Annotated in this window: 19 protein-coding genes and 3 rRNA genes; 18 read left to right on the forward strand and 4 right to left on the reverse strand. The window is 65.0% G+C overall.

Features of this window, described 5'->3' with window-relative positions; all coding sequences use genetic code 11:
• The first annotated feature begins 112 nt into the window (after window positions 1-112).
• The 14 genes from OG225_RS04080 to OG225_RS04145 all read left to right on the forward strand — a co-directional run bounded on the left by OG225_RS04080 (window position 113) and on the right by OG225_RS04145 (window position 15905).
• The gene (locus tag OG225_RS04080; protein WP_405180459.1) at window positions 113-1267 is read left to right on the forward strand and encodes an 8-amino-7-oxononanoate synthase; all 1155 of its coding nucleotides are present in this window, start codon (window positions 113-115) and stop codon (window positions 1265-1267) included.
• A 52-nt stretch (window positions 1268-1319) separates the two neighbouring features.
• Entirely contained in the window at window positions 1320-1997 is a 678-nt protein-coding gene (bioD, locus tag OG225_RS04085) for a dethiobiotin synthase (protein ID WP_405180460.1), read from the forward strand.
• Window positions 1998-2473: 476 nt separating this feature from the next.
• A 16S ribosomal RNA gene (locus OG225_RS04090) occupies window positions 2474-3992 on the forward strand.
• 338 nt (window positions 3993-4330) lie between these two features.
• Window positions 4331-7464: ribosomal RNA gene (locus OG225_RS04095) — 23S ribosomal RNA — on the forward strand.
• A 204-nt stretch (window positions 7465-7668) separates the two neighbouring features.
• Window positions 7669-7785, forward strand: a 5S ribosomal RNA gene (rrf, locus tag OG225_RS04100).
• Together the 16S, 23S and 5S rRNA genes form the textbook arrangement of a ribosomal RNA operon.
• Before the next feature lie 110 nt (window positions 7786-7895).
• Complete coding sequence (locus OG225_RS04105; protein ID WP_405180461.1) at window positions 7896-8366, forward strand: SRPBCC family protein; 471 nt, start codon at window positions 7896-7898, stop codon at window positions 8364-8366.
• A 385-nt stretch (window positions 8367-8751) separates the two neighbouring features.
• Window positions 8752-9918 carry an alpha/beta hydrolase gene (locus OG225_RS04110; RefSeq protein ID WP_216918338.1) on the forward strand — a complete coding sequence of 389 codons (1167 nt, stop codon included), beginning with the start codon at window positions 8752-8754 and terminating at the stop codon, window positions 9916-9918.
• Between the two features lie 184 nt (window positions 9919-10102).
• Window positions 10103-10300, forward strand: coding sequence for a hypothetical protein (locus OG225_RS04115; RefSeq protein WP_405180462.1), 198 nt, complete (start codon window positions 10103-10105; stop codon window positions 10298-10300).
• The gene (locus OG225_RS04120; RefSeq protein ID WP_405180463.1) at window positions 10297-10437 is read left to right on the forward strand and encodes a hypothetical protein; all 141 of its coding nucleotides are present in this window, start codon (window positions 10297-10299) and stop codon (window positions 10435-10437) included. Before OG225_RS04115 ends, OG225_RS04120 begins: the two co-directional genes overlap by 4 nt.
• Window positions 10438-10541: 104 nt before the next feature.
• Entirely contained in the window at window positions 10542-11636 is a 1095-nt protein-coding gene (locus tag OG225_RS04125; RefSeq protein WP_405180464.1) for an ABC transporter substrate-binding protein, read from the forward strand.
• Between the two features lies 1 nt (window position 11637).
• Window positions 11638-12510, forward strand: a complete 873-nt coding sequence (locus OG225_RS04130; protein ID WP_216909138.1) for an ABC transporter permease — start codon at window positions 11638-11640, stop codon at window positions 12508-12510.
• A complete protein-coding gene (locus OG225_RS04135; protein WP_405180465.1) occupies window positions 12486-13259 on the forward strand; it encodes an ABC transporter ATP-binding protein in 774 nt (257 codons plus the stop codon). The genes OG225_RS04130 and OG225_RS04135 overlap by 25 nt, the downstream gene beginning before the upstream one ends.
• Window positions 13256-14605, forward strand: coding sequence for an LLM class flavin-dependent oxidoreductase (locus tag OG225_RS04140; protein WP_405180466.1), 1350 nt, complete (start codon window positions 13256-13258; stop codon window positions 14603-14605). Before OG225_RS04135 ends, OG225_RS04140 begins: the two co-directional genes overlap by 4 nt.
• Window positions 14606-14678: 73 nt before the next feature.
• Entirely contained in the window at window positions 14679-15905 is a 1227-nt protein-coding gene (locus tag OG225_RS04145; protein WP_405180467.1) for an MFS transporter, read from the forward strand.
• Between the two features lie 211 nt (window positions 15906-16116).
• On the opposite strand, the gene OG225_RS04150 is transcribed toward OG225_RS04145, so the two are convergent.
• From OG225_RS04150 to OG225_RS04160, 3 genes are all read right to left on the reverse strand, one after another.
• A complete protein-coding gene (locus OG225_RS04150; protein ID WP_405180468.1) occupies window positions 16117-16713 on the reverse strand; it encodes a maleylpyruvate isomerase family mycothiol-dependent enzyme in 597 nt (198 codons plus the stop codon).
• The gene (locus OG225_RS04155) at window positions 16710-16922 is read right to left on the reverse strand and encodes a hypothetical protein (protein ID WP_405180469.1); all 213 of its coding nucleotides are present in this window, start codon (window positions 16920-16922) and stop codon (window positions 16710-16712) included. The genes OG225_RS04150 and OG225_RS04155 overlap by 4 nt, the downstream gene beginning before the upstream one ends.
• 100 nt (window positions 16923-17022) lie before the next feature.
• Window positions 17023-18309 carry an oxygenase MpaB family protein gene (locus OG225_RS04160; RefSeq protein WP_405180470.1) on the reverse strand — a complete coding sequence of 429 codons (1287 nt, stop codon included), beginning with the start codon at window positions 18307-18309 and terminating at the stop codon, window positions 17023-17025.
• Between the two features lie 253 nt (window positions 18310-18562).
• Here OG225_RS04160 and OG225_RS04165 point away from each other — a divergent pair, with 253 nt between their 5' ends.
• A complete protein-coding gene (locus OG225_RS04165; protein WP_405180471.1) occupies window positions 18563-19189 on the forward strand; it encodes a TetR/AcrR family transcriptional regulator in 627 nt (208 codons plus the stop codon).
• 12 nt (window positions 19190-19201) lie between these two features.
• Here OG225_RS04165 and OG225_RS04170 read toward each other — a convergent pair whose 3' ends face one another.
• Entirely contained in the window at window positions 19202-19786 is a 585-nt protein-coding gene (locus tag OG225_RS04170) for a TetR/AcrR family transcriptional regulator C-terminal domain-containing protein (protein WP_216909150.1), read from the reverse strand.
• Window positions 19787-19893: 107 nt separating this feature from the next.
• Here OG225_RS04170 and bioB point away from each other — a divergent pair, with 107 nt between their 5' ends.
• The 3 genes from bioB to OG225_RS04185 are packed head-to-tail and all read left to right on the forward strand — an operon-like array spanning window position 19894 to window position 21815.
• Window positions 19894-20907 carry a biotin synthase BioB gene (bioB, locus tag OG225_RS04175; RefSeq protein ID WP_109529763.1) on the forward strand — a complete coding sequence of 338 codons (1014 nt, stop codon included), beginning with the start codon at window positions 19894-19896 and terminating at the stop codon, window positions 20905-20907.
• A 9-nt stretch (window positions 20908-20916) separates the two neighbouring features.
• On the forward strand, window positions 20917-21144 hold the full coding sequence (locus OG225_RS04180) for a hypothetical protein (protein ID WP_254189595.1): 228 nt from the start codon (window positions 20917-20919) through the stop codon (window positions 21142-21144).
• Window positions 21144-21815 (forward strand): DUF2567 domain-containing protein, encoded by a 672-nt coding sequence (locus tag OG225_RS04185; protein WP_405180472.1) that lies wholly within the window; start codon window positions 21144-21146, stop codon window positions 21813-21815. The genes OG225_RS04180 and OG225_RS04185 overlap by 1 nt, the downstream gene beginning before the upstream one ends.
• The last annotated feature ends 213 nt before the right edge of the window (window positions 21816-22028 follow it).

The following is a 22028-nucleotide window of genomic DNA, read 5'->3' on the forward strand; positions in this document are numbered from 1 at the left end:
ACGATTCGGGCCCGATCCGACGATCGCGGACACCGTGGAACCATCGCCCCGGATCGTCGGTCCGGGTCTGGCCCATACCGCCCTGAACGGTGTTCAAGTATGCTGCGGAGCTGTGAATACCGATCTGTCGAGTTGGCTGGACGAACGGGCCGCCGACCGCGCAACCGCAGGCCTGCATCGTGATCTCCGCCCGAGGCCGCCGGTATCGGCATCGATCGATCTCGCGTCCAACGACTACCTCGGCCTGGTGCACCACCCCGAGGTGATGGAAGCGGCGATCGAATCCGTGCGGCGCTGGGGCACCGGATCCACCGGGTCGCGTCTGGTCACCGGCACCACCACTGAACACGAGGAATTGGAAGCCGAACTCGCCGACTTCGTCGGCGCCGAGGCGGGCCTGGTCTTCGCCTCCGGGTACGCCGCCAACCTGGGCGCCGTGACCGCGCTGTCGGGCCGAGGTTCCCTGGTCGTCTCCGACGCGGGTAGTCACGCGTCGCTGGTCGATGCCTGCAGGCTGTCGCGGGCGCGGGTGGAGATCGCGCCGCACCGCGACGTCGACGCGGTGGACCGCCTACTGTCCGCGCGCACCGAGGAACGGGCGCTGGTACTCACCGATTCGGTATTCAGCGCGGACGGCGATCTCGCGCCGCTGGCCGAATTGCACCGGGTCACCCGGTCCAACGGCGCGGTGTTGATCGTCGACGAGGCGCACGGGCTCGGCGTGCGCGGCACGGGCGGCCGCGGTCTCGTCGAGGAGGTCGGGCTGTCCGGCGCACCGGATCTGGTGATCACCGCGACCCTGTCCAAAGCGTTCGCGGCGCAGGGCGGCGCCGTACTCGCGGGCGAGAACGTACGCGCCCATCTGATCGACACGGCCCGCACCTTCATCTTCGACACCGGACTCGCTCCGGCCGCCGTCGGCGCCGCGCGCGCCGCTCTGCGCCTGTTGCGCGCCGAACCGGCGATGGCGGGGCGCGTGCTGGACCGTGCCGCCGACATCGCGCGGATCGCCGGCGTGGGAACGCCGGATTCGGCGGTCGTCTCGGTGGTGCTCGGACAGACACATGTCGCCCACGAAGCCGCCCAGGCCTGTCGGGCGCGCGGCCTCGAGGTCGGATGTTTCCGGCCGCCGTCGGTACCGGAGGGCACTTCCCGGTTGCGGCTCACCGCTCGCGCCGACCTGACAGCCGCGGAGATGGACACCATCGCGACGGTTCTCGGTGAGGTCCTGGCCGGCGCCCGAGGCCTGGACGCGGTGCCCGCGTGAGGCGATCCGCGTCGCGTCGCCTCCCTTCCACGCGCGTGGAAGGGAGCCGGGCATGAGCATCCTGCTCGTCACCGGAACCTCGACGGGTGTCGGTAAAACGGTGGTCACCGCCGCCGTGGCCGCCGCCGCGGCGGCCGATGGCCGTTCGGTCGCGGTATGCAAACCGGCGCAGACCGGAGTCGACCCCGGGGAGCCCGGCGACCTCGCCGACATCGCCCGGCTGAGTGGCATCGATCGCGGCATCGAACTCGCGCGCTACCCGGACCCGCTCGCGCCGGACACCGCCGCCGTGCGCTGCGGGCAACCCCTGTTGACCCTGCGGGAGACCGTCGCCGCGATCCGCGAGCTGGGCGATGCCGACCTCACCCTGGTCGAGGGTGCGGGCGGTCTGCTGGTCCGGCTCGGTGAATTCACCCTGACCGATCTGGCGAGGGAACTCGACGCCCCGGTGCTCGTCGTCGCCGCGGCGGGCCTGGGCACCCTGAACCACAGCGAACTGACGACCCGCGCGCTCTCGGCAGCCGGCGTGCGATGTGCGGGACTGGTCATCGGCGCGTGGCCCGCGGACCCGGACCTCGCCTCGGAATGCAATCGCGACGATCTGCCGAGGGTCACCGGAGTGGAACTCGTCGGCGCGATTCCGGAGGGCGCGGGCGCTTGGGACCGTTTTCGATTCACCGAGACCGCCCGGGGCTGGTTCGAACCGGCGTTTCTGACCGCCCACCGTTGAAGAATGGTCGATCCAGGCCGTCTACCAGGCGATTTGACATCGTGCACACGGCTACGTAACTTTATCCAAGTCAGAGCGACACGGACACCGACCCGGAGCCGCCACGCAGAGCCGAGAGGCTGGGCGAGGCCTGGGAAACGAGGTAGTACGAGGAGCGCCTGGCGATCGCACTGGTTCGGTTGAGATCCTGGATTTGGTTTCGGGTGATTGGCTGCGCTAAGCTGGTTAAGTTGCCTCGCTGATTGATCGAGCGGATTGCTTGTGAGATGGTGTGTGCGTGTGTTCTTTGAGAACTCAATAGTGTGTCGATGAATGTCAGTGCCAAATGTTTTATTTGGTTCCGGCCCTTTCGTACCCCCGTATGGGATGGGTTGGACATTAGTCAGCAAAAGTTTTTTGTTGGCGTTTTGTTTTGCTGGGTTTTCGGACTCTGGTTAGATATTTCTGATTCGCCTTTCGGGGTGTTTCGTGAGTCTTCAACGGAGAGTTTGATCCTGGCTCAGGACGAACGCTGGCGGCGTGCTTAACACATGCAAGTCGAGCGGTAAGGCCCTTCGGGGTACACGAGCGGCGAACGGGTGAGTAACACGTGGGTGATCTGCCTCGCACTTCGGGATAAGCCTGGGAAACTGGGTCTAATACCGGATATGACCTGGGGATGCATGTTCCTTGGTGGAAAGATTTATCGGTGCGAGATGGGCCCGCGGCCTATCAGCTTGTTGGTGGGGTAATGGCCTACCAAGGCGACGACGGGTAGCCGACCTGAGAGGGTGACCGGCCACACTGGGACTGAGACACGGCCCAGACTCCTACGGGAGGCAGCAGTGGGGAATATTGCACAATGGGCGGAAGCCTGATGCAGCGACGCCGCGTGAGGGATGACGGCCTTCGGGTTGTAAACCTCTTTCGACAGGGACGAAGCGCAAGTGACGGTACCTGTAGAAGAAGCACCGGCCAACTACGTGCCAGCAGCCGCGGTAATACGTAGGGTGCGAGCGTTGTCCGGAATTACTGGGCGTAAAGAGCTTGTAGGCGGTTTGTCGCGTCTTCTGTGAAAACTTGGGGCTCAACCTTAAGCTTGCAGGGGATACGGGCAGACTAGAGTACTTCAGGGGAGACTGGAATTCCTGGTGTAGCGGTGAAATGCGCAGATATCAGGAGGAACACCGGTGGCGAAGGCGGGTCTCTGGGAAGTAACTGACGCTGAGAAGCGAAAGCGTGGGTAGCGAACAGGATTAGATACCCTGGTAGTCCACGCCGTAAACGGTGGGTACTAGGTGTGGGTTTCCTTCCACGGGATCCGTGCCGTAGCTAACGCATTAAGTACCCCGCCTGGGGAGTACGGCCGCAAGGCTAAAACTCAAAGGAATTGACGGGGGCCCGCACAAGCGGCGGAGCATGTGGATTAATTCGATGCAACGCGAAGAACCTTACCTGGGTTTGACATACACCGGAAACCTGCAGAGATGTAGGCCCCCTTGTGGTCGGTGTACAGGTGGTGCATGGCTGTCGTCAGCTCGTGTCGTGAGATGTTGGGTTAAGTCCCGCAACGAGCGCAACCCTTGTCCTGTGTTGCCAGCGGATTATGCCGGGGACTCGCAGGAGACTGCCGGGGTCAACTCGGAGGAAGGTGGGGACGACGTCAAGTCATCATGCCCCTTATGTCCAGGGCTTCACACATGCTACAATGGCCGGTACAGAGGGCTGCGATACCGTGAGGTGGAGCGAATCCCTTAAAGCCGGTCTCAGTTCGGATCGGGGTCTGCAACTCGACCCCGTGAAGTTGGAGTCGCTAGTAATCGCAGATCAGCAACGCTGCGGTGAATACGTTCCCGGGCCTTGTACACACCGCCCGTCACGTCATGAAAGTCGGTAACACCCGAAGCCGGTGGCCTAACCCCTTGTGGGAGGGAGCCGTCGAAGGTGGGATTGGCGATTGGGACGAAGTCGTAACAAGGTAGCCGTACCGGAAGGTGCGGCTGGATCACCTCCTTTCTAAGGAGCACTTCTACGTAATCCGTCACATAGGTGAGTGTGGTTGCGTCAGAGACCGTTTCGGGAACATTCGTTTTCCGGCGGACGCTCATGGGTGGAACACTGGCAATCTTCGTCGTCGTATGGTTCTTCCTCAGTGGAGGGCCGGCGTTCGAATATATCGGCACACTGTTGGGTCCTGAGAGAACACGCGAGTGTTTCTTTCATGGGAAACGATAACGATCTGCTCGGATTTCTTGTTCATACCGGGGAGGCTGGAAAGTCTTCTGCTGGTGCGGGGTTCGGATTCGAGTGGGTGTGTTGTTTGAGAACTGCACAGTGGACGCGAGCATCTTTGTTAGTAAGTGTTTAAGAGCGTACGGTGGATGCCTTGGCACCAGGAGCCGATGAAGGACGTAGGAGGCTGCGATAAGCCTCGGGGAGCTGTCAACCGAGCTGAGATCCGAGGATTTCCGAATGGGGAAACCCAGCACGAGTGATGTCGTGTTACCCGCATCTGAATATATAGGGTGTGTGGAGGGAACGTGGGGAAGTGAAACATCTCAGTACCCACAGGAAGAGAAAACAACAGTGATTCCGTGAGTAGTGGCGAGCGAAAGCGGATGAGGCTAAACCATGCGGATGTGATACCCGGCAGGGGTTGTCCGTGTGGGGTAGTGGGGTCATTCTTCTCGATTCTGCCGAGTCGAGCAACAGTCAGAAACCGTTGGGTTAGTCGAAGTGGTCTGGAACGGCCTGTCGTAGAGGGTGAGAGTCCCGTAGACGAAAACCGAGCGGCTGTTGTGGATGATGCCCGAGTAGCAGCGGGCCCGTGAAATCTGCTGTGAATCTGCCGGGACCACCCGGTAAGCCTGAATACTCCCTGGTGACCGATAGCGGACTAGTACCGTGAGGGAAAGGTGAAAAGTACCCCGGGAGGGGAGTGAAATAGTACCTGAAACCGTGCGCTTACAATCCGTCAAAGCCTGTGCATCCTTTAGTGGGTGGTGGGTGATGGCGTGCCTTTTGAAGAATGAGCCTGCGAGTTAGTGGCATGTGGCGAGGTTAACCCGTGTGGGGTAGCCGTAGCGAAAGCGAGTCCGAATAGGGCGGTTCGAGTCGCATGTTCTAGACCCGAAGCGGAGTGATCTACCCATGGCCAGGGTGAAGCGACGGTAAGACGTCGTGGAGGCCCGAACCCACTTAGGTTGAAAACTGAGGGGATGAGTTGTGGGTAGGGGTGAAAGGCCAATCAAACTCCGTGATAGCTGGTTCTCCCCGAAATGCATTTAGGTGCAGCGTCACGTGTTTCACACCGGAGGTAGAGCTACTGGATGGTCTAGGGGGCCTACAAGCTTACCGAAATCAGCCAAACTCCGAATGCCGGTGTGTGAGAGCGTGGCAGTGAGACTGCGGGGGATAAGCTTCGTAGTCGAGAGGGAAACAGCCCAGATCGCCGGCTAAGGCCCCTAAGCGTGTACTAAGTGGAAAAGGATGTGGGGTCGCGAAGACAACCAGGAGGTTGGCTTAGAAGCAGCCACCCTTGAAAGAGTGCGTAATAGCTCACTGGTCAAGTGATCCTGCGCCGACAATGTAGCGGGGCTCAAGTACACCGCCGAAGCCGCGGCATTCACGCAATACATTCACTTCTCCTTGCGGGGGGTTGTGCAGTGGTGTGGATGGGTAGGGGAGCGTCCTGTGGCCATGGAAGCGGCGGAGTGATCCAGCCGTGGAGGCTACAGGAGTGAGAATGCAGGCATGAGTAGCGAAAGACGAGTGAGAAACTCGTCCGCCGAATGACCAAGGGTTCCTGGGCCAGGTTAATCCGCCCAGGGTGAGTCGGGACCTAAGGCGAGGCCGACAGGCGTAGTCGATGGACAACGGGTTGATATTCCCGTACCCGTGTATCCGCGCCAAATGGTGAATCAGTTGTGCTAAGTATCCAAAAGCGGATGGACCTCCTTCGGGAGGCCGGATGTGGCTGCATACGATCCTGGCTGTAGTAGTCAAGCGATGGGGTGACGCAGGAAGGTAGCTGGGCCAGTCAGTGGTTGTACTGGTGTAAGCCTGTAGGGCGAGACATAGGCAAATCCGTGTCTCATGTGCCTGAGAGGTGATGCGTAGCCGATTGAGGCGAATTCAGTGATCCTATGCTGCCGAGAAAAGCCTCTAGTGAGTTGGTACACGGCCCGTACCCCAAACCGACACAGGTGGTCAGGTAGAGAATACTAAGGCGATCGAGAGAACTGTGGTTAAGGAACTCGGCAAAATGCCCCCGTAACTTCGGGAGAAGGGGGACCAACGCTGGTGACGGAACTTGCTTCCTGAGCTGGTGGTGGTCGCAGAGACCAGTGAGAAGCGACTGTTTACTAAAAACACAGGTCCGTGCGAAGTCGTAAGACGATGTATACGGACTGACGCCTGCCCGGTGCCGGAAGGTTAAGAGGACCGGTTAGCCAGTAATGGCGAAGCTGAGAATTTAAGCCCCGGTAAACGGCGGTGGTAACTATAACCATCCTAAGGTAGCGAAATTCCTTGTCGGGTAAGTTCCGACCTGCACGAATGGCGTAACGACTTCTCAGCTGTCTCAACCACAGACTCGGCGAAATTGCATTACGAGTAAAGATGCTCGTTACGCGCGGCAGGACGAAAAGACCCCGGGACCTTCACTATAGCTTGGTATTGGTGTTCGGTACGGTTTGTGTAGGATAGGTGGGAGACTGTGAAGCGGGCACGCCAGTGTTTGTGGAGTCATCGTTGAAATACCACTCTGATCGTATTGGACTTCTAACCTCGGACCATGATCTGGTTCAGGGACAGTGCCTGGTGGGTAGTTTAACTGGGGCGGTTGCCTCCTAAAATGTAACGGAGGCGCCCAAAGGTTCCCTCAGCCTGGTTGGCAATCAGGTGTCGAGTGCAAGTGCACAAGGGAGCTTGACTGTGAGAGCGACAGCTCGAGCAGGGACGAAAGTCGGGACTAGTGATCCGGCACCGGCAAGTGGAAGCGGTGTCGCTCAACGGATAAAAGGTACCCCGGGGATAACAGGCTGATCTTCCCCAAGAGTCCATATCGACGGGATGGTTTGGCACCTCGATGTCGGCTCGTCGCATCCTGGGGCTGGAGTAGGTCCCAAGGGTTGGGCTGTTCGCCCATTAAAGCGGCACGCGAGCTGGGTTTAGAACGTCGTGAGACAGTTCGGTCTCTATCCGCCGCGCGCGTCAGAAACTTGAGGAAGGCTGTCCCTAGTACGAGAGGACCGGGACGGACGAACCTCTGGTGTGCCAGTTGTCCTGCCAAGGGCACTGCTGGTTAGCTACGTTCGGAAGGGATAACCGCTGAAAGCATCTAAGCGGGAAGCCTGTTCCAAGATGAGGTTTCTCACCACCTTCGAGTGGTTAAGGCCCCCTACAGACCATGGGGTTGATAGGCCAGAACTGGAAGCTCGGTAACGGGTGTAGGTGACTGGTACTAATAGGCCGAGGACTTACCAACAAAGAAGCTACGCGTCCACTGTGCGGTATCTGAAACAACACACAGACACTGCGGCAGACACCCGAAAACACTTTCGGTGTGTATGCGAACCCGGAAGACACTGTCTCGACCGTGAAAACGGTGCAGGGAGTGTGGATCCCGGGTTCGTGCACACACGGAGTGTGGTGGGGTGTCGGCGCTGTTGTGTGGATAGTTTCATAGAGTTACGGCGGCCATAGCGGCAGGGAAACGCCCGGTCCCATTCCGAACCCGGAAGCTAAGCCTGCCAGCGCCGATGGTACTGCACTCGACAGGGTGTGGGAGAGTAGGACACCGCCGGAACATCATTGCGAAAGGCCCCCAACACTGTTGGGGGCCTTTCCGCGTTCCACGACTTCTCACCGCTCGTCGGCGCCCTTGCGGCCGAGTGCTCGCCGACTACGGTGGAGCGCGTGGCCACCACCAGAATCGGCAGACATATCGGCGCACCGCGGTCGGTGGTCTATCGCGTGTTGATCGATGCGGACGCGGTGCGGACCTGGATGGTTCCCACCGGAATGACCAGTCGTGTCCACGAATTCGATCCGAAGCCGGGCGGGGCCTTCCGTATTTCGCTGACCTACGACGATCCGACGGCTATCGGCAAGACCACCGCGCACACCGACACGTTCGGCGGCCGCTTCGTCACCCTCGTTCCCGATGAACAGGTCGTACAGGTCGTCGAATTCGAGACCGAAGATCCGGATATCCGCGGCGAGATGACCATCACCTACCGCCTGGCCGACGCGGAGCAGGGCGGCACCGACCTGATGGCACTACACGACGGCCTCCCGCCGGGGGTGGCGCCGGACGACAACGAATTGGGCTGGCGGATCTCACTCGGCAAACTCGCGGAGCTGGCGGAATCGTTGTCGGCCCCCTGATCCTTGGCGGCCATACAAGCGGCTGGCAACAGGCCGCGTAAGCGTTATTTCGGCGCTGTCGCGCTGTCGCGCTGCGGGTGGGGTGACCGTCGCCGATCGCCTGATGGCCGTGGCCCTACGGCCGTCGACAGGTGAGGGTGACGCTGTGGCGTCCCGGCTTGGTTCCAGAACGGTGCGCCGTAGATCGAACTGCCTGATCAGCCGTCGCTTTTCACGCTGTGTCTCCTCGTTCGTGGGTGCCGAACTGATTGAGCCGAACAGGGGTGGGTATCGCCGCCGATGTTGTGATCGGCGCGGCCGCGTGGATCCGAGGGATGTGCACGACGAGGGAGGGGCGCTCGCGGGTCGAGAGGCGGCGGGGACGGAATGGAGGCACAGTGGAGTGATGTCGCCGTTGGACGATCGGCATCCGTCCAGCATTTCGGACTGGGACGATGCGCGACGGAAGGCTCGATTCCGAGCGACTCGCCTCGGACACGACTGGCTGACGTTGCGCCGCACCAGGCTGATGCTGCTACGGGTCGCCGCGCTGCTCGTCGCGGGGCTCATCGTGTTCGCGCAGTACTGGGCGATCGACGTGGCCCCGGAACGCGCGCGTCTGGCACGCACCGAGCCGGCCGTACTGCCTATCGCCGCGCCCGCCGACAGCCGGAACTGGGATACGGTCGTCGTCGACATGGTCGGGTTGGGTGGGCTCAATGCCAGTGATACCGCCGCCGCGCTCCCCTCGCTGAGTCGCATGGGTGTGGTGTGGGCGATCAAATACGACAACCGCGGTATCGATACCAAGGTCATCGCGGATCTGATCACCCGCGCGGCGCAGATGTCGGGTCTGAAGAACGTGATCCTCGTCGGGCACAGTATGGGTGGGGTGATCGCGCTCGAAGTCGCCAAACATATCCACACCGACAGCGATCGGCGGCTGGTGGCGGTGCTGCTGGATTGCACGCCGATGGATCTCAACGCCGTGCGTCCCGAAAGTCGGGGCCGCGGTGAGGATATGGTGCGCTGGATGGGGTGGCTGCCGGGCGCGAGAGAGAGCCGCGGGTTGCGACTGCTTGTCGAAACCTATGCGCGTCGAGAGCAATTCGTCGACGAGACCGGCTACGGACTGCCCGGCATACGGTTCGACGAATTGCGTTCGGTCCTCGACGAGGTGTTGCGCGAGAAGATCTACTCGGCCGACGCGGCGAGTAACGGTCTGATCGAAGCGCAATTCCTGGCGATCGTGGCGGGCGGCGCGGTGAACGATCTGCGTGCGCTGTCCGAGCCTGTCGATGGAAAACCGCCCCCCGCCATCGTTTTCCTGCGTCCGCGCGATCCCGCCGCGGACGGCGTGGTCGACGTCGAATATTCGCACCGGGTCCTGGTCGAGCAGGTCGGTGGCGTAGACGGAACCCTGCTCGTCGCATTCCCACGCAATACGGGCCACGCCAACCCCCGACAGCGGCCCAGCGAGTACAACCGGGTGATCACCGACCAGGTGCTGCCATTCGTCCAGCGCTACCAAGCGCAAGCCAGGGCCACCCAGAACACTGCCGCCCCGCGCTGAGACCATCCTCCCGAGCCCCGAGCCCCGAGCCCCGAGCCCCGAGCCCCGAGCCCCGAGCCCCGAGCCCCGAGCCCCGAGCCCCGAGCCCCGAGCCCCGAGCCCCGAGCCCCGAGCCCCGAGCCCGCCACCGCCACCGCCACCGCCAACGTTGCTGCTGCCGGTGCCACTGACCTCCCGATCGACCGTGACGCGTGGGCCCAGCACCGCGACTCTGCCCGTGTTCTGGTCGGCGCAGGCGCGGGCCGATCCCGGCTGCGCCGATGTCGCCGTCGTGGTCGCGTGCGGGACCAACGAGCCGGGCACGTTCGTCGGTGATCCGCTGTACGCGAAGGTTCGCGGCTCAGCCCAGGTCACGACCGCCTCCTGGAGCATCGAGCGGTGAGCGCCGATCGAACTGGAGTGGCGAGACTGAGCGCCGAGTGCTGGGCGAGCACCAGGCCGAGTTGCAAGGTGGCGAGTACCGCCGGGAATCCGGGGGATGCCGAAATCGGTGCGCTGCGGTTCGTCGACGTCGAGTGACGGGCGACGGAGTAACGAGGGAGGTCGAACCGCCGGGTTCGGAGTTCGAATCAGGGCAAACCAAACCGTATGCAGGGGCGTGGCAACTTGTTTGAATCACCGGCATGTATCGACCAAGTACGATGTTCCCCGGCCTTCGTGGCCGCACGATCGCCGCGTTGCTCGCCGTGGCTACTGTTGCGAGCCTTGGTCTGACCGGGTGCGCGAGTAATGACGAACCGGTCGGTACCACCAATGCTGATGCTCCGCTGCCCACCGAGATCCCCGCCGGTACCACCCTGACCATTGCTGATCAGTCCGAGCGCTTGCAGAGTGCGCTGCGAATTTCGGGCGAGTTGGACAAGCTGCCGTTCAAGGTGCAGTTCGCCAATTTCGTCGGCGGGCCCGCGATCCTCGAGGCGTTCCGTGCCGAGGCGGCGGATGTGGCGCCGGTCGGTGACGTTCCCCCGATCCACGCGTTGATCGCCGGTCAGGACGTGCCGATCATCGCGGCGTACCAGACCGCGCCGAGCGCGATGAAACTCGCGGTGGCGCCGGGGCGTTCGATCACCCGCCTGGTGGATCTGAAGGGGAAGAAGATCGCCTACGCCGAGGGCACCGCTCAGCAGGCGGCGGTATTGCGCGCGTTGAACAAGGCGAATCTGAAACCCGATGACGTGCAGCTCGTCCGATTGCAGTTGGCCGAATTCCCCGACGCGGTCCGGACCGGACAGGTCGACGTCGCGCCGCTCATCGAGCCGAACGTGACCCGGTTCCTTCGTACCCAGGGCGCGTCCTTGATTCCGGATTCGGAGACGACCGGTATCTACAGCGGTCTGGCCTACCTGTACGCCCGGCGTGCGGTGGTGCAGGATCCGGCCGAGGCGGCCGCGACGCGCGCGCTCGTCGGCGCCTATGTGCGGGCCTATCAGTGGGTGAACACCCATCCGGAGGAGTGGGCGCAGAAGTACTACGTGGACAACCAGAAGGTCGGTCCCGAGGACGCGAAGCGGATCATCGATTCGCTGGGCACCTACACGTTCCCGCATCTGGACCAGGCGCTGGTCGACCAGCAGCAGTCGACCATCGATGTGATCGACGCGGCGGGTCAGTCGCCGAGGAAGGTGAAGGCGTCCAACGGCTTCGATCTTCGCTTCGAAGCGGTCATCTCCGAGACCGTGCCCGCGGCGGGAGCCACATTCGTGCGAGAGAAGAACTGATATGGCTATCAGGACGGCCGACGCAGGCGTATTCGGGAGGCTGCAACGCGCGGACAGGGCCGCGTCGACGAAGGTGCTCGCCCAGCGCAGGCCCGCGCGTCCGAGGCTGGGCCCGGGGCGGGCGATCCCCGGGGGAATCGCGATCGGCCCGGTGCTGCTGATCGCGGCCTGGGTGATCGGCTCGGCGACCGGATCATTGGATCCGGAGACCTTGCCCGCGCCGTGGACGGTGGCCCAGACCGCGGGCGACCTGATCGCGGACGGCAGGCTGCAATCGAATCTGCTCACCTCGGTGCAGCGGGCGGGCTGGGGTCTCGGCATCGGTGTGCTGGTCGGACTGGTGCTCGCGCTCGTCGCGGGTCTGAGCCGAGTCGGTGAGGCGGTGGTGGACGGCCCGATCCAGATCAAGCGGTCGATTCCGACGTTGGCGCTGATTCCATTGTTCATCGTGTGGTTCGGCATCGGCGAGGAGATGAAGCTCATCGTCATCACCACCAGCGTGGCGATTCCGATCTACATCAACACCCACGCGCATCTGCGCAGTGTCGATGCCCGCTACGTGGAATTGGCTCAGACCGTGGGGCTTTCCCGCTGGGGTTTCATCCGCAAGGTAGCGCTGCCCGGCTCACTGCCGGGATTCTTCACCGGACTTCGCCTCGCCGTCACCATCGCGTGGCTGGCGCTGGTCGTGGTGGAACAGGTCAACGCCACCAGCGGTATCGGCTACCTGATGACGCAGGCCCGCACCTACGGCCAGATCGACGTCATCGTCGTCGGCCTGGTGATCTACGGCCTGCTCGGCCTGCTCGGTGATATCGCCGTGCGCGCGACCGAGAGGAGGGCGCTGTCATGGCGACAGACCTTGGGAGACTGAACAAATCCGCCATCGTCCGGTTGCGCAACCTCAGTCGTGGTTTCGGTGAGCGCGTGGTGTTGCGCGGGATCGATATCGATATCGCGCGCGGTGAATTCGTCGCGCTGCTAGGGCGCAGCGGTTCGGGCAAGAGCACGCTGTTGCGCGCGCTGGCCGAACTCGACTACGACGTACCGGGTTCGGGCGACCTGACCGTGCCGTCCGAACGCGCCGTGGTGTTCCAGGATTCGCGACTGCTGCCGTGGTTGCGGGTGCTGGACAACGTGACACTCGGTCTCGGCGGATCCGACGCCGCGGGACGCGGGCGCACGGCGCTGGCCGAAGTGGGTCTGGCCGGGCGCGAACGGGCCTGGCCCAAGGAACTGTCCGGTGGTGAGCAGCAGCGCGTGGCGCTGGCCCGTTCCCTGGTCAGGGAACCGGAATTGCTGCTGGCCGACGAGCCTTTCGGCGCGCTCGACGCGCTCACCCGGATCAAGATGCATGTACTGCTGCAGGAGTTGTGCGCCAAGCACAAGCCCGCGGTCCTGCTGGTCACCCACGATGTGGACGAGGCGGTGCTGCTCGCCGATCGGGTGTTGGTCCTCGACGAGGGGCAGATCGTGCTCGATCAGCGCATCGAGTTGGGGCGTCCACGCCGCCACGGTGATCCGGAATTCGTTCGTTTGCGCGAGATCCTGCTCGCCGGCCTCGGTGTCGGTGCCGAAGGGATCCCGTCGAATACTCGCGAGGAAGCGAAACAGCCTTCATGACCGAGCCACGTCAGCTCAGCCTCAACGCCTTCATCTACCCGTCCGGACATCACGAAGCCGCGTGGCGGCATCCGCAGAGCAGGCCGGAGCGGATCTACGACGTCAGTTATTACCAGGAGATCGGCCGGACCGCCGAAGCGGCCAAGCTGGACGCTGTCTTCTTCGCCGACGGCCCGGCGTTGCGCGCCGATGTGAAGCACAACGCGGTTTCCGGACTGGAGCCCATCACGCTGCTCACCGCGATCGCCACGGCCACCACGCATCTGGGTCTGATCGCGACGGCGTCGACCACCTACTACGAGCCCTACAACCTGGCTCGCCTGTTCTCCACCCTCGATCATATCTCCGGTGGTCGCGCGGGCTGGAATATCGTCACCACCGGCACCGATCTCGCCGCGGCCAATTTCGGGCTGGAAGCGCATCCCGATCATGCCGAACGTTACGCGCGGGCAAGGGAATTCGTCGACGCGGTGGTCTCGCTGTGGGACAGCTGGGAAGACGACGCGATCCTGCTCGACAAGGAAGCGGGTATCTACGCCGATCCGGACAAGATCCATCAGATCGACTTCGTCGGCGAACACCTCAAGGTGCGTGGGCCTTTCAACGCTCCCCGCACCCCGCAGGGGCATCCGGTGCTCGTGCAGGCGGGCGCGTCCAACGACGGCCGCGCCTTCGCGGGCAAATACGCCGAGGCCATCTTCACCGCCCACCAGCGGCTCGTGGACGCACAGGCCTTCTACTCCGATATCAAGGCCCAGGCCCGGGCGTTCGGCCGCGATCCCGACCAGATCAAGATCCTGCCGGGCATCAGCCCGTTCATCGCCGACACCGAGGCCGAGGCCAAGAAACTGGAGCGCGAGTTCAACGAACTCACCGTTCCCGACTACGGCCTCAAGCAGTTGGAGTCCATCGCGGGCACGAGTCTGCGCCATCTGCCGCTGGACGGGCCGGTTCCCCTCGAATTGTTCAGCGACGCGGGGGATGTCACCGATAACAGTCGCAGCCGTTTGCAGGTCGTCGCGGGCATCGTGGAGCGGGAACGGCCGACGGTTCGCGGGCTGCTGCACCGCCTCGCCGGTGCACGCGGGCACCGCGTCTTCGCCGGGACGCCCGAGCAGGTGGCCGATACCATCGAGGAATGGTTCCGCAACGGCGCGGCCGACGGTTTCAACGTGATGCCGCCGTACTACCCGGGAGGTCTCGAGGTGTTCGCGCGGACCGTCGTGCCGATTCTGCAGGAACGCGGCATCTTCCGGACCGAGTACACCGGCACCACGCTGCGCGATCATTTCGGGCTGACCAGGCCCGAGAGCCGCTACGCGCGCCGCCCGGCACTGGCCGGGTGAGCGCCGCGAGCTGCTGTACCGGCGCCGGACACCCGGTGCGGTCGGACCGGCTCGACGTCGCGACGGCGGGCCGGTGACCGGCGGATCTATATCCGCCGACACCTCGGTCGCGCTGCGTCGGCTGGCGTGGACGATGTTCGTGCCGATGGCGATCTACAGCGTCGGCTACGGCGCGGCGGGACCGATGTATGTGCTGCGTGCCGTCGATCTCGGCGCCTCGGCGGGCCAGGCCGGTGTGATCGTCGCGCTCACCGGGCTCGGCATGGTGCTCGCCGATCTGCCCGCGGGCGGGATCGTGGCGCGGATCGGTGAGCGCGGCGCCATCGCGGTCGGGTCGGGTGTCGGCATGGTCGGGGTGGCCGCGGCGCTGTGCGCGCCGAATGTCGGGGTACTCGCGGTGGGTATGCTGCTCGTCGGAGCGTCCGGTGCGGTGTGGGGGCTGGCGCGCCAGTCGTATCTGGTGACCGTCGTCGCGCCGGCCGATCGCGGCAGGGCGATGTCGCTGCTGGCGGCTTCCTCGCGGTTCGGGTTGTTCTGCGGACCGTTCCTCGGCACGGTTCCGGTGCATTTCTTCGGGCCGAACGGGGCCCTGTGGCTGCAACTCGTCGCGACCGCGATCTCGGCGGCCGCCATGGTGGCGATCCCGTCGGCGGACGGCGAGCATTTCGACGGCACCGCCCAGCCGTTGCGCGCGGTGATCGTCGAGAACCGTCGCGTCCTCGCCACCTTGGGTTCCTCGGCGTTGCTCGTCGGCGCGGCACGCGCGGCCAGACTCGCGCTGCTGCCGCTGTGGGCGGCACATATCGGAGTGAACGCGGCGACCATCAGTCTGATCTTCGGCGTCGCCGGGGCTGTCGATGTCCTGATGTCGTATCCGGCGGGAATCTGGCTGGATCGCTACGGACGACGCGCGACCGGCGTCCCCGCCATGGCGCTGTTCGCGCTCGGCTACGCCTGCCTACCGCTGACCTCGTCGGCTGTCACGATCGGAGTGTCGGCGTTCATCCTGGGTGCCGCCAACGGTCTGAGCAACGGGCTGATCATGACCGTGGGCGCGGATGTGGCCCCGGAGGCCAGGCGTGCGGAATTCCTCGGGGCGTGGCGGCTCACCCATGACGCGGGGGCCTTCGTCGGCCCGATCGCGGTCGGGGCCATCAGCGTGGTCACGGTGCTCGCGGGATCGGCGGTCGCGCTCGCGGTGACGTCGGTGCTGGGTGCGGCGACCATGTACCGCTGGTTCCCGGGGGTGCCGTCCTCGGGGAATGGACCAGGATCGGCGGGGCGGGCGGCGAGATCGTGACGTCGAGAGTGGGATCGAAATACACACGGGCGGAAAATAGTCCGCCGCGCGGTGTGTGATTTCGGCGATGACGTGGTGAGGGGATTCCCGCCGGGCCGGTACTACGGAGAACCGGCAGCCCGGTCGACCGGATTGTCCGGATAGCGTTCGGGATCCTCGTGGCCGCGCGGTGGCCGGTCGCGTGACACGGTGACCTCGAGTCGACGCTCGATCATGCCGTGTCGGGCCGTGGTGTGCGGCCGAGGTGGGACAGGAGTCGGTCGCCTGCGGTCGCCGCGCTGGATCGGAGCGGGGGAGCGAACAGGGGGGATCGGCCGATGATCGGAACCAATTGGTGTGCGACGGGCAGTAGTTCGTGGGCCAAGCCGTCGGGGATGAGGGTCGGTTGGCCGGTGGATTGACCGAGATCCCAGGCGTGGGCGGTCAATTCGAGGGCGGCGGCCGCACCGAGCACGGTCGTGGGGATCGGTAGGTCGCCAATGGTGACCGGGTGCGGGCGAAGGCGGGTCCAGTCGGCGAGGAGTCCCTCGGCGCGCAGGCGGATCGGTTCCGTGCCCGCGCAATTCGGACGGGGGCGAGTCGGGGGTGGGCCGATTCTGCCGGTGGTCAAGCCCTCCCGAAGGGTCGCGATGGATTCGTCCAGGTGCGCGAGCAACATGCGCAGATCCCAGCCGTGACACGGGGTCGGGACCGACAGGTCGGTCCCGACGTGTTCCAGTGTCTCCCGAAGGAATTCGACTGCCAGGGGCAGCGGAGGGTGGTCGCTGATTTCGTCGGTGGTGGGACCGTCGAACGGCAGGGCGCTCACGGGCGTGTTTTCGGCAGGTCGAAACGTTCGGACAGGTCGCGCGGCGAGCTGCGGCCCTCGACATCGTCGTAGCCGGGCCGGGCCCGCGGCAGCGTCTCCCACACGAGATCCTCGGCGTCGTCGACCGAGCCGAGCAAGCGAGAGCAGTACGCGAGCGGTTCCCGCCGGTAAGTCGTGGTGCGCGCGGCGGACTCGTCGGTGTCGACCATCCGGGGATCCTTCCGAAACGGCAGTACGGTGCCCATGCGGGTATGGACCGGTACCGGACCGGAAATTCATCGGTGACCCCCGACAGCGGGCGCGGGAGACTCAGCGGCGCAGCGCGCCGGTCGCGTCGAATTGCGCACGGCGCCCGCGCATCTGCGAGCGGTACCAGTTCTCGCGATGCGCCCGGGTGACGCGTTCGTGCAGGCGGTCCAGACCCGGCACCGTGCGACGGGCGATCTCGGCGACGGCGACGAACGGGGTGCGGGCCAGTGGCCACAGAATCCAGGGGAACGCGCTGGGCAGGTCGTATCGGCGGCGGGTGATCGGCGACATGTACAGCGCGGTGTAGGCCGAATGCAGCCGGTAGTTGTACGCCTGGCGCAGTCGGCGCAGGCCGCGCTGGTCGGGGCGCGGCGCGAAGGCGGCCGGATAGGATTCGATCAATTCGCGGCCCTGCTCACCGGCGTCGTCGGCGCGCGAGATCATGACCATCGCGAGAATGCGCAGGGCGTCGCCGATGGTCTCGGGATACCAGTCGACGCGCACGCCGAGCAGATGTCCCATATAGCGTTGGAAATGCAGCAGCGCGCGCATTTCGCCGGGGCTGGTGAAATGACCGAGCGGCCACAAACCCAGCGCGGGTGTGATGCTTCCCGCCAGCAGGGTGAGCAGCATATAGCTCTGGCTGATGGGAAGTCCCCAGCGCTGCGGGTCCCATTCCCGGTGTCGGGCAACGCGTTTACGCACCGAGACGTGCATGATCCGGACTTCGAGGGCGGTGGCCCGGCCCGCCGATCCCGGTGTCAGGATCGCGCCGGGCTCGGAGACGTCGATCCAGAATCGGGTCGTTTCGAGGAATCTCCTGAGCGCGTTGTCTCCGGCGTAGCCGCCTGCCAGCGACAGTGGGGTGGCGACGGCGGCCTCGGTGTACATCTCGAGTGTTTCCGCGCCCGCCATCGCGAAGAGCATGGTGCCCCACCGCCGCCAGATCGCCGCGCCCTGTTCCACGAGTTCGGGGCGGACCCAGTCGGGGACCGTCTCGAATTCCCGGAACAACTCGCGCATCGCCTCGTGCGCGTCGGGAACCGCGTCCACGCCGTCGCGCAATGCCGTCTCCAGCTGTTTGCGGCCGCGTTTGGCGCCGGTCTCGCCGTCGAACACCTCGGCGACGAAGCGTTCGGCGGTCGGATCACCGCGGTAGAGGTCGGCGCGGAACGCCTCGGCGATGTCGTCGGCCGGGAAGAGGTCGGTGCGGAACAGCGTCATGAAGCTTTCCCGGATCCGGCGGATATGGCGGCTCTCGCGGCGTTCCCGGTATCGGAACGAGGTCGGGTGGTGTGCCGCGGCGGTCCACGGCGTTTCCGCGCCGACCGGTACCGAGATCTCCATGCTGAACCGCGCTTTCGACAGAGCTGGATGAGGCGACCGGAACCCCGGCCTCGCATACCTTAAGGTATGTCACAACATACCCTCAAGTATGTCGGCATGTCTCGGGCGCGGGCGGCACTGCTAATCTGGGACCGCATCGGAGTCGACGCGCGCTCGCCGCGCCCCGTGAACGGCCGTATCCGGGCCGGTGGAGCGGAACCGGACGCGGGCGACGGCGCCGGAATCGACTCGTCCCTACAACGAGAAGGCGGCGATGACAGAAGCGTCGGAACAGCGCCCGTCGCCCGTTGTCGAGGTGTCCAAACGCAAAGCCGCTGCCGCCGCGCGAAGGACACGGCGCGCGCCCAAGCTCACGGTCTCGAACTGGGTCGACGCGGCGATGTCGGTCCTGCTGAGCGAGGGTGTCGCCGCGATCTCGATTCCCCGGCTGTGTGAACACCTCGGCGTCACCAAGGGCAGTTTCTACTGGCATTTCGACGATCTGGAGCATCTGCTCGAGGCGACGGCCGACCACTGGTGCGCCGCGCAGAACGACAGCGTCCGCGGCTTGCAGGGGCTGGAGGCCCTGTCACCGGATCGGCGGCTCCAGCGCATGGGTGAACTGCTCGCCGGTGACGAGTTGTGGAAGGTCGAGTACGCGGTCCGCGACTGGGCCCGCACCAATCCCAAGGTGTTCGACGCGGTGCGATCCCTCGATCAGCGGATCTTCGCGGTATTGGAACAGACCCTGACCGAACTCGGTTTCGCCGCCGCCGACGCGCGGATGCGGGCCGGAATCCTGTCGTTCATCGGAATCGGATTCGTCCACGGGCGTGAGACGCTGCCGACGCCGAACGCCGAACAGATCAGGGCGACTTTCGATTTCATCACCCGACCCTGACCGGAAGCCGCCTCAGCGCACCCGGGTGCCGAGCAGGTGGCGCACACCGCCGACGAACAATTGCAGACCGAAATCGAAAGTCGCGGTGGCGTCCGGGGTTTCGTCCAGCGGCGAGGTGTCCTCGGCGAGCGCGCCGACCGAATCCATCTGCATGCGCGATTGCTCGTCGACGGTCTGGCCGAGGACGTAGTACAGCAGCGTGAACGCGGCCGATTCGGCTTCCGGGCGTGGCATTCCCGCGCGGATCACGGCGCTGACCATGCGCTCGCGACCCTTGCTCGTGGTCAGCCTCGACGCGTAGGTGGCCGAAACCAGTTCGGCGCCGTCGCGGTAGGTGAGCAGGCAATCGCGCAGCCGGTGGGCCAGTTCGGTGATCTGGGCCGACCACTCCTCGGCGGCGACGGGTTCGTCCATCGGCGCGAGGATCCGGTCGGCGACCGCGCCGAGCAGCGCCTGTTTGTTCGGGAAATGCCAGTAGAGCGCGCCGGGCTGGACCTGTAGTGATCCCGCCAGCCGACGCATCGTCAGATCGCCGAGACCGTACTGGTCCAGGATGGCGATCGCGCCGTCGACCACGTCCGCTCTGTGCAGTTGCACCCGAAGCCCTCCCCGGTGTGGATGTTTGACTCGCTGTCTACCGCTACCCTAGCCTGAACACCGTTCAAGTTGCACGGCCACCTCGGCCGGACGAAGGGATTCGTGCAGTGACCCAGGCACCAGTGACCACCGATATTCTGGCTGTCGCCCGCGAGCAGGTGCTCGTGCGCGGCGAGGGGTTGAGTCAGGAGCAGACGCTGGAAGTGCTGCGCCTGGGCGACGACAGGCTGGAGGATCTGCTCGCCCTCGCGCACGAGGTCCGCATGCGATGGTGTGGCCCCGAGGTCGAGGTCGAGGGCATCATCTCGCTCAAGACCGGCGGCTGCCCCGAGGACTGCCACTTCTGTTCGCAGTCGGGCCTGTTCCAGTCCCCGGTCCGCGCCGCGTGGCTCGATATCCCGAGCCTGGTCGAGGCCGCCAAACAGACCGCCAAATCCGGCGCCACCGAGTTCTGCATCGTCGCGGCCGTCCGCGGGCCCGACGAACGTCTGATGGCCCAGGTCGCCGCGGGTGTCGAGGCGATCCGCAACGAAGTCGACATCCAGGTCGCGTGTTCGCTGGGCATGCTCACCCAGGAACAAGTCGATCAGCTGGCCGCGATGGGCGTGCACCGCTACAACCACAATCTCGAGACCTCGAAGTCGTACTTCCCGAACGTGGTCACCACCCACACCTGGGAGGAGCGCTGGGACACCCTGCGCATGGTGCGCGAGGCCGGGATGGAAGTCTGCTGCGGCGGCATCCTCGGCATGGGCGAAACGCTGGAGCAGCGTGCGGAATTCGCGGCGAACCTCGCGGTGCTCGAACCGGACGAGGTGCCGCTGAACTTCCTCAACCCGCGTCCGGGCACCCCCTTCGGCGACCTCGATGTGCTGCCCGCGTCCGACGCGCTGCGCGCCGTCGCCGCCTTCCGCCTGGCGCTGCCGCGCACCATGCTGCGCTTCGCGGGCGGACGCGAGATCACCCTCGGCGACCTCGGCGCGAAACAGGGCATCCTCGGCGGCATCAACGCCGTCATCGTCGGTAACTACCTGACCACGCTCGGGCGTCCCGCCGAAGCCGACCTGGATCTGCTCGGTGAGCTGAAGATGCCGATCAAGGCGCTCAACGAAACGCTGTGAGCCGCGACCATGAGTAATGTCATGGACATGGACGAGCGCTACAACCCGTTCACCGGCAAACGGATAGTGCCCGGGGTCGACGACGTGGTTCCCGCGTCCGCGGCGATGGGCCTGGAGCCGCCGCGCTTCTGTGAACAGTGCGGCAGGCGCATGATCGTGCAGGTGAGCCCCGACGGCTGGTGGGCGAAATGCTCGCGCCACGGCGTCATCGATTCGGCGCGTCTGGAATACCGGTAGTGGCGGCGGTGAGATCCGGCGGCCTGCGACGCGAAGTGGTCGCTGGACTGCTGACCGTCGCCGGTGTCGTGCTGGCGAGTGCGGTCGGCGGCGCGATCTGGGGGTATCTCGCGCCCGTCGAACAATTGCTGGTCACCGAAGCCGGGCGCGGGGTCGTGCTCACGGGGGAGAGCGTCCACCAGTTCGACGCTCTCGCGATATTCGTCTGCGTCGGGGCGGTGGTCGGTGTGCTGTCGGCCGCGGGGGCGTGGCGGCTGCGCTCGGTGCGCGGACCCGTCCTCCAGCTCGGACTGCTGGCCGGATCGTTGCTCGGTGCCTTCGCCATGCGGACCATCGGCGAGGCGGTGGCCGAATGGCATCACGCCCGCCCCGACGATCCGCCGGTGGGCCAGATCATCGATATCGCCCCCGAACTGGGGAGCGCGCTCGCGATGATCGTCCAGCCGCTGCTGGCGTCGCTGGTGCTGATGTTCCTGGCCGCTCTTAGCCCGTCCGAGGATCTCGGCACCGGATTCGGCGGTCCCTTCGGTGCGACGCGACCGGTGCAACGCTTCGTCCCTGATCTCGATCCCGGGGCTTCGTACACGCCGTACGGCCCGAACGGTGGTCACGGCGGGTATGACCCCGCCGCGGGCACGGTCGCGGTGCGGGAGAGTCGCCCGGCTCGCTGACACGGGAATGCGCCCGGCTCCGGGCGGTCCGACTGCGACTCGACCCCGTCGGGAGTCGCGGATCGGCAACGCTGCGGACCGGTCGCCCATCGAGCCGCCGACGCCCAGGCATGTCGTGGGGCGTCCGGTGATCGACGGCGAATAATCGGTGGAAGCGGGGGAGCGGTGCGGTTACGGTGGATGTCCGCCCCGGGCGACCTTTCGCGGGAATGT

The organism is Nocardia sp. NBC_01377, assembly GCF_045040005.1.
Lineage (GTDB): Bacteria > Actinomycetota > Actinomycetes > Mycobacteriales > Mycobacteriaceae > Nocardia > Nocardia noduli.

Bases quoted from the DNA above. Each gene is read 5' to 3' on its own strand.
- OG225_RS04180 (WP_254189595.1), top strand. From the start codon at position 20,917: ATGAGTAATGTCATGGACATGGACGAGCGCTACAACCCGTTCACCGGC.
- OG225_RS04130 (WP_216909138.1), top strand. From the start codon at position 11,638: ATGGCTATCAGGACGGCCGACGCAGGCGTATTCGGGAGGCTGCAACGC.
- OG225_RS04110 (WP_216918338.1), top strand. From the start codon at position 8,752: ATGTCGCCGTTGGACGATCGGCATCCGTCCAGCATTTCGGACTGGGAC.
- OG225_RS04125 (WP_405180464.1), top strand. From the start codon at position 10,542: ATGTATCGACCAAGTACGATGTTCCCCGGCCTTCGTGGCCGCACGATC.
- OG225_RS04165 (WP_405180471.1), top strand. From the start codon at position 18,563: ATGACAGAAGCGTCGGAACAGCGCCCGTCGCCCGTTGTCGAGGTGTCC.
- bioD (WP_405180460.1), top strand. From the start codon at position 1,320: ATGAGCATCCTGCTCGTCACCGGAACCTCGACGGGTGTCGGTAAAACG.
- OG225_RS04160 (WP_405180470.1), bottom strand. From the start codon at position 18,309: ATGGAGATCTCGGTACCGGTCGGCGCGGAAACGCCGTGGACCGCCGCG.
- OG225_RS04135 (WP_405180465.1), top strand. From the start codon at position 12,486: ATGGCGACAGACCTTGGGAGACTGAACAAATCCGCCATCGTCCGGTTG.
- OG225_RS04140 (WP_405180466.1), top strand. From the start codon at position 13,256: ATGACCGAGCCACGTCAGCTCAGCCTCAACGCCTTCATCTACCCGTCC.
- OG225_RS04155 (WP_405180469.1), bottom strand. From the start codon at position 16,922: ATGGTCGACACCGACGAGTCCGCCGCGCGCACCACGACTTACCGGCGG.